This is a genomic window from Streptomyces sp. NPDC050560 (genome assembly GCF_044457285.1).
Lineage (GTDB): Bacteria > Actinomycetota > Actinomycetes > Streptomycetales > Streptomycetaceae > Streptomyces.
In genome coordinates, this window is sequence record NZ_JBITGT010000013.1 from 53221 (window position 1) to 66218 (window position 12998).

Annotated in this window: 7 protein-coding genes; all 7 read left to right on the forward strand. The window is 73.1% G+C overall.

Going from position 1 to position 12998, the window contains the following annotated elements; all coding sequences use genetic code 11:
* Positions 1–5: 5 nt before the first annotated feature.
* Positions 6–1673 carry a potassium-transporting ATPase subunit KdpA gene (gene kdpA / locus ACIBIW_RS27565; RefSeq protein ID WP_399339760.1) on the forward strand — a complete coding sequence of 556 codons (1668 nt, stop codon included), beginning with the start codon at positions 6–8 and terminating at the stop codon, positions 1671–1673.
* A gap of 170 nt (positions 1674–1843) precedes the next feature.
* Positions 1844–3970 carry a potassium-transporting ATPase subunit KdpB gene (gene kdpB, locus ACIBIW_RS27570; RefSeq protein WP_399339761.1) on the forward strand — a complete coding sequence of 709 codons (2127 nt, stop codon included), beginning with the start codon at positions 1844–1846 and terminating at the stop codon, positions 3968–3970.
* A 5-nt stretch (positions 3971–3975) separates the two neighbouring features.
* On the forward strand, positions 3976–4644 hold the full coding sequence (locus tag ACIBIW_RS27575; protein ID WP_399339942.1) for a potassium-transporting ATPase subunit C: 669 nt from the start codon (positions 3976–3978) through the stop codon (positions 4642–4644).
* Positions 4645–4762: 118 nt separating this feature from the next.
* Positions 4763–5863: a slipin family protein gene (locus ACIBIW_RS27580; protein ID WP_399339762.1), complete on the forward strand. Its 1101-nt coding sequence runs from the start codon at positions 4763–4765 to the stop codon at positions 5861–5863.
* A gap of 518 nt (positions 5864–6381) precedes the next feature.
* Positions 6382–7464, forward strand: coding sequence for a S1 family peptidase (locus ACIBIW_RS27585; protein WP_399339763.1), 1083 nt, complete (start codon positions 6382–6384; stop codon positions 7462–7464).
* Between the two features lie 246 nt (positions 7465–7710).
* The gene (locus ACIBIW_RS27590) at positions 7711–11328 is read left to right on the forward strand and encodes a DNA polymerase III subunit alpha (protein ID WP_399339764.1); all 3618 of its coding nucleotides are present in this window, start codon (positions 7711–7713) and stop codon (positions 11326–11328) included.
* A 296-nt stretch (positions 11329–11624) separates the two neighbouring features.
* The gene (locus tag ACIBIW_RS27595) at positions 11625–12953 is read left to right on the forward strand and encodes a hypothetical protein (RefSeq protein WP_399339765.1); all 1329 of its coding nucleotides are present in this window, start codon (positions 11625–11627) and stop codon (positions 12951–12953) included.
* Positions 12954–12998 lie beyond the last annotated feature (45 nt).

Here is a 12998-nt window from a genome sequence, read left to right on the forward strand (position 1 = left end):
CCCCGATGAGTCCCGAACTCGCTGGTGTGCTCCAGCTCCTCGCACTGACCGCCGCCCTCGCCCTCGCCTACCGCCCGCTCGGCGACCACATGGCCGGGGTCTACTCCTCAGAAAGACACCTGCGGGTGGAGAAGTGGATCTACCGGGCCGTCGGGGCCGATCCGGACAGGCAGATGCGGTGGCCCGCCTACCTCCGCGGCGTCCTCGCCTTCTCCGCCGTCGGCGTGCTCTTCCTCTACCTGCTCCAGCGCCTCCAGGGGGCGCTGCCCGGATCGCTCGGCTTCGCCGCCATCGACCCCGACCAGGCGTTCAACACCGCGGCGTCCTTCGTCTCCAACACCAACTGGCAGTCGTACTACGGCGAACAGGCCATGGGCCACGTCGTGCAGACCGGCGGCCTCGCCGTGCAGAACTTCGTCTCCGCGGCCGTCGGCATGGCGGTGGCCGTGGCGCTGGTGCGCGGCTTCGCCCGGTCCCGCACGGGTGAACTGGGCAACTTCTGGTCCGACCTGGTGCGCGGCACCGTACGGGTGCTGCTGCCGATCGCCGCCGTCGGCGCCGTCGTACTGGTCGCCTGCGGCGCCATCCAGAACTTCGCGGGCATCCACGAGGTCGGCCAGTTCACGGGCGGCGCCCAGCAGTGGAACGGCGGCGCGGTCGCCTCCCAGGAGGCCATCAAGGAACTCGGCACCAACGGCGGCGGCTACTTCAACGCCAACAGCGCCCACCCCTTCGAGAACCCGAACGGTTTCAGCAACCTCTTCGAGGTCTTCCTGATCCTGCTGATCCCGACCGCCCTCACCCGCACCTTCGGCAGGATGGTCGGCTCGCCGCGCCAGGGATACGCCGTGCTCGCCACGATGGCCGTCATCTGGGTCGTTTTCACCGCCCTGATGATGTGGACCGAATTCGCCCACAAGGCACCGGCCCTCGATATCGCGGGCGGCGCCCTCGAAGGAAAGGAGACCCGTTTCGGGGTCGGCGGCACGTCCCTCTTCGCGGTGGCCACCACGCTCACCTCGACCGGTGCCGTCGACGGATTCCACTCCTCGCTCACCGGATTCGGCGGCGGTATCACCCTGCTGGGAATGCAGCTCGGCGAGGTCGCCCCCGGCGGTGTCGGCTCCGGCCTCTACGGAATTCTGGTCATGGCCGTCATCGCGGTGTTCGTCGCGGGCCTCATGGTCGGCAGGACGCCCGAGTACCTGGGAAAGAAGATCGGCGGCCGGGAGATCAAGTTCGCGGCCCTCTACCTTCTCGTCACCCCGGCGCTCGTGCTCTGTTTCACCGCCGCGTCCACGGCCCTGCCCACACCGAAGAACTCCGTCCTGAACCCCGGCGCCCACGGCTTCTCGGAGATCCTCTACGCGTTCACCTCGGGCGCCAACAACAACGGCTCGGCCTTCGCGGGTCTCGGCGCGGACACCCAGTGGTACAACACCGCGACCGGGCTCGCCATGCTGCTCGGCCGCTTCCTGCCCATGGTGTTCGTCCTCGCCCTGGCCGGCTCCCTCGCGCAGCAGCGGCCGGTCCTCGCCACCGCGGGCACCCTGCGCACCGAGAAACCCCTGTTCGCCGGCGTACTGACGGGCACCCTGCTGATCGTCACCGGGCTCACCTACGTCCCGGCGCTCGCGCTCGGACCCCTCGCGGAGGGGCTGGCGGCGACATGACACGGGAGAACGGCGGAAAACCCGCCGCAGGCGCCGCAGGACACCCGGCGCGCGACGGACACACGGCACGCGTTCGACGGCGCGTTCGACAACGAGAGCAAGCACGAGAGCAAGCACAAGAGCGGCACCAGGAACGACGGCGGGAACCAGAACGAGAGGGCGAGGGCGCCATGTCCACTGCCACCCAGGGCCGGGCGCCGCACGGCGGCGCGCCCACCGGGCGCGGACCCGGCAACGGCCGTGACGGCCGGGTGGGCGCGGGCCTCTTCGAGCCCCGGCAACTGCTGAGGTCGCTGCCTGACGCTTTCCGCAAGCTCGACCCCGGGACCATGGCCAGGTCGCCCGTGATGTTCGTGGTGCTGGTCGGCTCCGTGCTCACCACGGCGCTCGCCCTCACGGACCCCGGCGACTGGTTCGGCTGGGTGATCGCCGCCTGGCTCTGGTTGACCGTCGTCTTCGCCAACCTGGCGGAGGCGGTCGCCGAGGGCCGCGGCAAGGCCCAGGCCGACACCCTGCGCAGGGCCAGGCAGGACACCGTCGCGAGGCGGCTGCGGGGCACCGCCGAGGAGCGGGTGCCCGGCACCGCGCTCATCGGCGGCGACCTGGTGGTCTGCGAAGCGGGGGACGTCATCCCGGGGGACGGCGACGTCGTCGAGGGCGTCGCGAGCGTCGACGAGTCCGCCGTCACCGGCGAGTCGGCGCCCGTGATCCGGGAGTCGGGCGGCGACAGGTCCGCCGTCACCGGCGGCACCCGGGTCCTCTCGGACCGCATCGTCGTACGCGTCACCGCGAGGCCGGGGGAGACCTTCCTCGACCGGATGATCCGCCTCGTGGAGGGCGCGTCCCGGCAGAAGACGCCCAACGAGATCGCGCTGAACATCCTCCTCGCCTCGCTCACCGTGGTCTTTCTGCTCGCCGTCGTCACCCTGAAGCCGTTCGCGGTCTATGCCGGAGCCGACGGGCAGACCTCGCTGGTCGTGCTGACCGCCCTGCTGGTCTGCCTCATCCCCACCACCATCGGCGCCCTGCTCTCCGCGATCGGCATCGCGGGCATGGACCGGCTGGTGCAGCGGGGCGTGCTCGCCATGTCGGGGCGCGCGGTGGAGGCCGCGGGGGACGTCAGCACCCTGCTGCTCGACAAGACCGGCACCATCACCCTCGGCAACCGGCGGGCCGCGGAGTTCGTGCCCGTACGGGGCGCCGACGAGGCGCAGCTCGCCGACGCCGCCCAGCTCTCCTCGCTCGCCGACGAGACGCCAGAGGGCCGCTCCGTCGTCGTCCTCGCCAAGGAGCGGTACGGGCTGCGCGAGCGCGGCCGGGGCGAACTCGACCGCGCCACATGGGTGCCGTTCACCGCGCAGACCAGGATGTCCGGCGTCGACCTCGCGGGGGACGGCGCCGCCCGCAGGGTGCGCAAGGGCGCCGCGGCGGCCGTCGCGGCCTGGGTCGCCGAGCGCGGCGGGCGGGTCGCCGCCGACGCGGAGGACATCGCGGACCGCATCGCGCGCGGCGGCGGCACCCCGCTCCTGGTGGCCGTCGAGGACGCCGCTGGCGCCCGGGTCCTCGGGGTGATCCACCTCAAGGACGTCGTCAAGGACGGCATGCGGGAGCGCTTCGCCGAGCTGCGCGGCATGGGCATCCGTACCGTCATGATCACCGGTGACAACCCGCTGACCGCCAGGGCCATCGCCGAGGAGGCGGGCGTGGACGACTTCCTCGCCGAGGCCACCCCCGAGGACAAGATGGCGCTCATCCGCGCCGAGCAGGCGGGCGGCAGGCTCGTCGCGATGACGGGCGACGGCACCAACGACGCGCCCGCGCTCGCCCAGGCCGACGTCGGGGTGGCGATGAACACCGGGACCTCGGCCGCCAAGGAGGCCGGGAACATGGTGGACCTCGACTCCGACCCCACGAAACTGATCGAGATCGTGGGCATCGGCAAGCAACTGCTGATCACCCGCGGCGCGCTCACCACCTTCTCCATCGCCAACGACGTCGCGAAGTACTTCGCGATCATCCCGGCGATGTTCACGGTCGCCCACCCGTCGCTCGACAAGCTCAACATCATGGGCCTGTCGAGCCCGGAGTCCGCGATCCTCGCCGCGGTGGTCTTCAACGCGCTGATCATCGTGGCGCTCGTCCCGCTCGCCCTGCGCGGAGTGCGTTACCGGCCGCTGAGCGCGGACCGGATGCTCCGGCGCAACCTCGCCGTCTACGGCCTCGGCGGGCTCGTCGCGCCCTTCGTCGGCATCAAGATCATCGACTTGATCGTCTCACTCGTCCCCGGAGTCGGCTGATGGCCATGAACAACGCGGTGGGCGCCACCGCCCGGCTGCTCGGCGCGGGACTGCGCGCCCTGCTCGTCCTGACCGTGGTGACCGGCGTCCTTTATCCGCTGGTCGTGACCGGAATCGCCCAGGCCGCCTTCCCCGGCCGCGCCGACGGGTCCGAGATCAGGGACCACGGCAAGGTCGTCGGCTCCTCCCTGATCGGGCAGCGCTACGACCTCCCGCCGAAGAAGGGGCAGGAGACGCCGGACCCCGATCTGCGGTGGTTCCAGCCACGGCCCGCGAACGGCCTCGGCGCGAACAGCGTCAACACCCGGTACAAGCTGCTGCTGTCCGGCGCCACCAACCTGGCCGGGGACAACCCTGGCCTCGTCGCGTCGGTCAGGGCCGCCAGGGCGGCCGTCGTCAGGGACAACTCCACCGCCACCTACAAGGTCGACCCCGACCGGGTCCCCGCCGACGCCGTCACCTCCTCGGGCTCCGGGCTCGACCCGGCGATCTCGCCCGAGTACGCCGACCTCCAGACACACCGGGTCGCGGCCCGCAACCACCTCGCCGTGGCCCAGGTGCGCAGGCTCGTCGACCAGCACACCGACGGCCGGATTCTCGGCTTCGTCGGGGAGCCCACCGTCAACGTCCTCGAACTCAACATCGCCCTCAGGAACCTGGTCGCGGCCCGCTGAGCGCCCGCCGGGCGAGCGCTTCCGGTACGGGGCCGGTTCGGAGGGTCGCCGGGCCGTCGGCGGGGAGTTACGGTGAAAATACGCCGAACAATGCCCTACGGGTCCTTTGGGGGAGCCAATGGAGGCTCTGATAGCGGCGATCATCGCCGTGGCAGCCGTACTGGTGGTGCTTGGCCTCTCCGCGAGCCGGGTGGTGAAGCAGTACGAGCGCGGCATCGTTCTCCGGCTCGGCCGGCTGCGGCCGACGGTCCGCGGCCCCGGCTACACGCTCGTCATCCCCGGGGTCGACCGGCTGCGCAAGGTCAACATGCAGATCGTGACGCTGCCGGTGCCCACCCAGGAGGGCATCACCCGGGACAACGTCACCGTGCGGGTCGACGCCGTCGTCTACTTCAAGGTGGTCGACCCCGCGGCCGCCGTCATCGAGGTCGAGGACTACCGCTTCGCCGTCTCCCAGATGGCGCAGACCTCGCTGCGCTCCATCATCGGCAAGAGCGACCTGGACGATCTGCTCTCCAACAGGGAGAAGCTCAACCAGGGCCTTGAGCTGATGATCGACAGCCCGGCCGTGGGCTGGGGCGTCCAGGTCGACCGGGTGGAGATCAAGGACGTCTCGCTGCCGGAGACCATGAAGCGCTCCATGGCCCGCCAGGCGGAGGCGGACCGGGAGCGCCGCGCCCGGGTCATCAACGCGGACGCCGAGGTCCAGGCGTCGAGGAAGCTCGCCGAGGCCGCCCGGCAGATGGCCGCGACCCCCGCCGCGCTGCAACTGCGGCTGCTGGAGACGGTGGTGGCGGTCGCCGCGGAGAAGAACTCCACGCTGGTGCTGCCGTTCCCGGTCGAACTGCTGCGTTTCCTCGAACACGCCCAGCAGAGCATGGGCGGCCAGGCCGCGCAGCCGCCCGCGGCGACCGCGGGCACGGGCGCCACGACGGGGGCCGACAGCACGGGCGGCGGCGACACCGCGGGCGGCTCGGACGGCGCGGGCGGTACGGCAGGCGGCGCGGGGGGTACGGCGGACGCGGGCGGCTCGGGCAGTACGGACGCGGACGCCACGGGGACCGCTTCCGGTCCTGAGGAGATCACTTCGGGACCCAGGGAGATCACTTCAGGACGGCAGGAGAACGGTTCCGGTGGGGAGGGGGCCGAGGGCGACGCGGCGTCCGCGGCGCGCGGGCGCCCGCACTCGCTGCCCGCCGAGGGGCCGCGCTCCGGCTGAGCACGGGATTGCACGGGCCGATACCGGTACATAGGACATGAGGGCGGCCACCCCGCGGGGTGGCCGCCCTCATGCTGTCCGCCGCCGTCCCCGCCGTCCGGCCGTGCCACGTGCCCGAGTTGTGACGCCCAGGTGACCCTCGGGTGAGGCCCGGGTGGGGGCTCGGTGAGAGATCCGCCGGAGTGGCAGAACGATTCTCCGGGCCCCCAGGAGCGGTGGGCGATTTTCGGCCAGACGAAGTACGGCCCAAGGTCGGTAACTTACGCCCGAGTTCACGTTTGCGGCGGGAACCGAGGGGGCTGACCATGGCTCACGCGTGCTCTGTCTACGCGGATAGCGCTTCGTGCACACGACCTGAACTCGTCCTTGTGTGCGCTTGGGACCCCTCGGAATAGTGGAGTTACCCACGGGTCATGGACGGCGGTTTTTCAACGTCGTTTGTCGGTTCCATGCCCATACGCCTTCCGGCTCCGGGGCCCCCACGCCCCGGTCGCCGACCCCCCACAGGAGGTCGTGAGTTGTCCCACCGACGCATAACCAAGCGCCGTACGGCCATGGCAGGCGCGGGAGTTGCCGCGCTCGTGATCGCCGGTTTCAGCTTCCAGACTGCGAACGCGAGCACGGACGACGCCAGTTCGGCTCCCCGCACCCTCTCCACCGCCCAGGCCGGAAAGCTCGCCTCGTCGCTGACCAAGGACCTCGGCAAGGACGCGGCCGGTTCGTACTACGACGCCAAGAGCAAGCAACTCGTGGTGAACGTGCTCGACTCCTCCGCGGCCAAGACCGCCGAGGCGGCGGGCGCGCAGGCCAGAGTCGTCCAGCACTCCCTCGCGCAGCTCAAGTCCGCGCAGAGCACGCTCAAGCAGAAGGCCACCATCCCGGGCACCTCGTGGGGCGTCGACCCGGTGTCCAACAAGGTGGTCGCCACTGCTGACAGCACCGTCAAGGGCGCCAAGCTCGACCAGTTCAAGAAGGTCGCCAAGAGCCTCGGCAGCACCGTCGAGGTCAAGCAGTCCAAGGGCCAGTTCAAGCCGTACATCGCGGGCGGCGACGAGATCGCCGGCGGCGGCGTGGGCTGCTCGCTCGGGTTCAACGTCACCGTGGACGGCCAGCCGGCCTTCCTCACCGCGGGCCACTGCACCGAGGCCGCCTCCGAGTGGACCGACGCGGACGGCCAGGAGCTGGGCACCAACGTGGCGTCCGAGTTCCCGGGCACCGACTACGGCCTGGTGCAGTACACCTCCGACGCCCCGCACCCGAGCGAGGTCGACCTGTACGACGGCTCCACCCAGGCCATCTCCGGCGCGGGCGAGGCCACGGTCGGCCAGGACGTGACCCGCAGCGGCTTCACCAGCCATGTGCACAGTGGCACGGTCAACGCGCTCGACGCGACGGTCAACTACGACACGGGTGAGACCGTGGAGGGTCTGATCGACACGGACGTCTGCGCGGAGCCCGGCGACAGCGGCGGCTCGCTGTTCTCCGGTGACACCGCGATCGGTCTGACGTCCGGCGGCAGCGGCGACTGCTCCGCCGGTGGGGAGACCTTCTTCCAGCCGGTGACCGACGCGCTGGACGCGCTGGGTGCCGAGATCGGCTGATCGTTCAGGGCCGCGCCCCGGTTCGGGGCGCGCCCGCTCCCGGCATGCCGGGTTCTGAGGATGGGGTCGACTCCCGTTGGGGGGTCGGCCCTGTCCTCTTTTTTGCGGAGGGGGCCGGTTTTTGCGGAGAGAGCCGGTGGGGGCTCCCCGTCCGGCCCAGTGGAATCGCATAGACGTTCGAACGGTGGTTTATGGTGGTGGAGAGGGGGGTGGTGAAGCGCGCGGAGGAGAAGTCGGGAGGTGGGGGTGGCAGGGTTCGTGCATCTGCATACGGCTTCCGGGTTCTCACCGCGCTACGGCGGCTCCCACCCGGAGGCCCTCGCCGAGCGCGCCGCCGAGCGCGGCATGGACGCGCTCGCCCTCACCGACCGCAACACCGTCGCCGGGGCGATCCGCTTCGCCAAGGCGTGTGAGCGCGCCGGGATACGCCCCCTGTTCGGAGTCGAGCTGGCAATCGCCGACGGCCCGGTCGGCCCGGTCGGCCCGGCGGGACGGGCAGGACGGGCGGGGCGGGGCGAGCCCGTGTCGTCGTATCGGGAAAGCGGTGTGTCCACCCGCAGGGCCCCGGTGCGCGGGGGTGCCTTCATCGACGAGTCGACACCCCGGGTGACCTTCCTCGCCCGGGACGGCGCCCGCGGCTGGGCGGGTCTCTGCCGGCTGATCACCGCGGCCCACGAGGGCGTCACGGCGGGCGGCAGCACCGGGGACCTGCCCGTACTGCCGCGCGCGGCGCTGCCCGCCGACGGCCTCACCGTGCTGCTCGGACCCGCGTCCGACGTGGGCCGCGCGCTCGCCGCCGGGCGCCCCGACCGCGCCGCGGGGCTGCTGGCCCGCTGGCGCGAGCTGTACGGGGACGCGCTGCGCCTCGAAGCGGTCTGGCACGGCAGGGACGGCACGGGCCCGGGCTCGCTGCGCCTCGCCGCCCGCACGGTGGGCTTCGCCGCCGAGCAGCGGGTGCGCCCCGTGCTCAGCAACGCCGTACGGTACGCCGACCCGGGGATGGGCCCGGTGGCGGACGTACTGGACGCGGCCCGCAGGCTGGTCCCCGTGGACCCGCGCGGACGGCTGGACGGCGGGGAGCGCTGGCTGAAGGGCCCCGCGGCCATGCGGGAGGCGGCCGACCGGGTGGTGACGGCCGCGGGCTTCCGGCGCGGCGCGGGGGAGCTGCTGGTGGAGCGGACCCTCCAGACGGCCGCGGAGTGCGCGGTGGACCCGCAGGACGACCTCGGGATCGGCTCCGTGCACTTCCCCGAGCCGCACCTCGTCGGCGCGGGCCGCCGCACCGCGCAGCGCGCGCTGGCGTCCAGGGCCGCCGCGGGGATGGTGCTGCTCGGCTACGACCGCCGCCCCTCGGCGCGCGCGTACTGGGAGCGGATGCACCACGAGCTGGACATCATCGCCCACCACCACTTCGCCTCCTACTTCCTGACCGTCGCCGGGGTCGTCGACGACATCAGGGCGATGGGCGTCAGGGTGGCCGCGCGCGGCTCGGGCGCGGGCTCGCTCGTCAACCACCTGCTGGGCATCGCCCACGCCGATCCGGTACGGCACGGGCTGCTGATGGAGCGCTTCCTGTCCAAGCGCCGCTTCGCGCTGCCCGACATCGACATCGACGTGGAGTCGGCGCGCAGGCTCGACGTCTACCGCGCGATCACCGGCAGGTTCGGCGCCGAGCGGGTCGCGACCGTCGCCATGCCGGAGACGTACCGGGTGCGGCACGCGATCCGCGACGTGGGCGCCGCGCTCGGCCTCGACCCCGCGGACATCGACCGGCTCGCCAAGGCGTTCCCGCACATCAGGGCGAGGGACGCGCGCGCCGCGCTGGACGAACTGCCCGAGCTGCGGGACGTCGCCGCCGGGCGCGAGCGCCACGGCAGGCTGTGGGAGCTGGTCGAGGCGCTGGACGCGCTGCCCCGCGGGGTCGCCATGCACCCGTGCGGGGTGCTGCTCTCCGATGCCTCCCTGACCGCTCGCACCCCGACCGTGCCGACCAGCGGCGAGGGCTTCCCGATGTCCCAGTTCGACAAGGAGGACGTGGAGGACCTGGGGCTGCTCAAGCTCGACGTCCTCGGGGTGCGGATGCAGTCCGCGATGGCGCACGCGGTCGCCGAGGTCGACCGGGCCGCGGGCGAGCGCGTCGACCTCGACACGGTGCCCGAGGGCGACACGGAGACATATCGCCTCATCCGGTCGGCCGAGACCCTCGGCTGCTTCCAGATCGAGTCGCCCGGCCAGCGCGACCTCGTCGGACGGCTCCAGCCCGAGACCTTCCACGACCTGGTGGTCGACATATCGCTCTTCAGGCCGGGCCCTGTGGCCGCCGACATGGTGCGGCCCTTCATCGAGGCCAGGCACGGCCGCGCCCCGGCCAGGGTGCCGCACCCCGACCTGGCGGGGGTGCTCGCGGAGACCCACGGGGTGGTGGTCTTCCATGAGCAGATCATCGAGATCGTCGCCCTCATGACCGGCTGCGGCCGCGGCGAGGCCGACCGGGTCAGGCGCGGTCTCTCGGACCCGGAGTCGACGGGCCGGATCGAGGCGTGGTTCCGGCAGCGCGCGCTCGCCCGTGGCTATGACGACAAGTCGGTCGCGGAGACCTGGGAGATCGTGGCGGCCTTCGGCTCGTACGGCTTCTGCAAGGCGCACGCCGTCGCGTTCGCGGTGCCCACCTACCAGTCCGCCTGGCTGAAGGCCCACCACCCGGCCGCCTTCTACGCCGGGCTGCTCACCCATGACCCCGGGATGTACCCCAAGCGGCTGCTGCTCGCGGACGCCAGGCGGCGCGGGGTGCCCGTGCTGCCGCTCGACGTGAACAGGTCCGCGGTCGATCACCGTATCGAACTGGTGTCTGATTGTGATGGCTATGATGGTTCCGAGGGGACGGCGGGTACGGCGGAGGAGCCCGGAGCGCCCCGGGAGGGCGGGAGGCGCTGGGGGCTGCGGCTCGCGCTCGGTGCTGTGTACGGCATCGGGGAGGCGGAGGCCGCCAGGATCGCGGCGGGGCAGCCCTATGTCTCGCTGCGCGACTTCTGGGACCGTGCCCGCCCGGGAAAGCCGGTCGCACAGCGGCTCGCCCAGGTCGGCGCGCTGGACGCGTTCGGCGCCAACCGGCGGGACCTCCAACTGCACCTGGCCGAGCTGCACCGCGGCTCCCGTGGCACGCCCGGCACCCAACTGCCGCTCGCCGGCGGCCGGGACACCGCGCCCGCAGGGCTGCCCGACCTCGACGACACCGAGCGGCTGAGCGCGGAACTCGGGGTGCTCGGCATGGACGCCTCCCGCCATCTGATGGGGGACCACCGGGAGTTCCTGGCGGAACTCGGGGTGGTCACGGCGCGGCGGCTGCGCTCGGCGAAGCACGGCGAGACCGTGCTCGTCGCGGGCGCCAAGGCGGCCACCCAGACCCCGCCGATCCGCTCGGGCAAGCGGGTCGTCTTCACCACCCTCGACGACGGTACGGGCCTGGTGGACCTGGCCTTCTTCGACGACGCGCACGCGGCCTGCGCGCACACCGTCTTCCACTCCTGGCTGCTGCTGGTACGTGGCGTGGTGCAGCGGCGCGGGGCGCGCAGCCTCAGCGTGGTGGGCGCGGCGGCCTGGAACCTGGCGGAGCTGGTGGAACTGCGCGCCGACGGCGGCCTCGACGCGGTCGCCGCCCGCCTCGCCCTGCCCCTTGAGGACACCCCGCGCGACGAGGCCCCCGGGGAGGGCGGAACCGGGGAGGGCGAGGCGGGGGAGGGGCGCACGATCAGGATGTCCACCGGTTACGAGATGCACCCCTGGGCCGATCTGCGCCCGGCGGGAGAGGGGGTCGAGGGGCCCCCGAGAAAGCTGTGGCACTCCAGTCCGGGGAGCGCGGGATGAGCGGCGGGGGGCCACATCTTGCTGCTGGGGCTGCTGGGGCTGCGCACGCCTCGGCGGGGTCGAGGCCCCCGTCACCCCTGTCACCCCTGTCACCCCTGTCGACCCTGGCGGCCGAGGCGGCCCGTGGCGACGCCGGAGGGCGGCCCGGTGTTCCTCGCGGTGGCGAGGGATTTGGCGGTTTCCGCGAGGGCGCCGAGGGACCCGGCCGTCCCCCGGGCGACGGGGGACCCGGAAGCTTCCGCGGTGGCGCCGAGGAGTCCGACGGTGCCGTCATCTGCGTCCGGATCGTGCGCTCGGTGCGCGCCCCCGCACTCCCCGACCCCGACCGGCCGACCCCCCGTACCCAGGACACCGCGCCCCCCGACACTGACCGCCCCGACACGGACTCTCCCGCCGCCGACCGCCCTGATGCCGACTGCCCCGGCCTCGACCCTGCCGACCCCGGCAGTTCCGCCGCCGACCCTGCCCACCCCGACCATCCCCACCTTGACCATCCCCACCTTGACCATCTCCACCCCGGCCACCGCGACCCCGATCATCCCGACCCCGGCCACCCCGACCCCGGCCACCCCGACCCCGGCCGTCGCGACGCCTTGCGTCGCCCCGGCTTCCGGGGGTCGCGTGTCCGGGAGCGCGGCGGGCGGGGGCGGGACCCGGACGCCTGGCGTCCGCTGCTCTCGCTGCTGCACGAGTTCACCCCGGTGGTGGAGGTGCTGCCGCCGGACGCGGCGCTGGCGGACGTGAGCGGCAGCGTGCGCTACTTCGGCCGGGACCCCCTCGGCATCGCCCGGCTGATCAGGGTCCGCGCGCTGGCCTGGCAGGGGCTCGACTGCGCGGTGGGGGTCGCGCCCAATCCCATGCTGGCCAGGATGGCCGCGCGCGACGCAGGTCCGGGCGCGGTGCGCCGGGTGGGGGCGGCGCCCGGCGAGATCGCGGGGTTCCTCGATCCCAAGCCGGTGGCCGCCCTGCACGGGGTGGGCCCCCGCACCGCCCACGCGCTGGGCGCGTACGGCCTGGACACGGTGGGCAAGGTGGCCGGGGCCCCCGAGGGGGTCCTACAGCGGATTCTCGGTGCCAGGGCCGGGCGGCTCGTCCACGAGCGGGCCCGGGGGATCGACCGGGCGGCCGTGGTGCCCCGCGCCCCCGCGCCCTCGGTGGGCGCGCGCCACCGCTTCGTCCGCTACGAGCTGGACGCGGCGATGCGCAGACGGGTGCTCCTCGGGCTCGCCACCGGGATCGGGCGGCGGCTGCGCGACGACGGGCGCGCGGCCCGCGCCCTGACCCTCACCGTGCACTACGCGGACCGCACCACGAGCACCCGTACCCGCGCCCTGCGGGAGCCCACCGCCCACACCCACGCGCTCGCCGATGCCGCCTACGCGCTCCATGACGCGCTGGGGCTCCAGCGGGCCAGGGTGGCGGCGCTCGGGCTGCGGGCCGAGGAGCTGGTGGCGGCGGAGCGCGCCAGTTGCCAGCTCACCTTCGGGCGCGGACAGGAGGGCGCGCTCCGCATCGAACCGGTGGTCGACCGCATCGCGGCGCGCTGGCCCGGAGTGGTGGGCCCCGCGGCGGTCATGGGGCCCGCGGGGGAGCGCCCGGCGCCGGAGGAGGAGGGCGGCGCGTGACGCACGGGCCTCCCCCCGGCGCCCGTACCGCCGCGGCCGCGACCG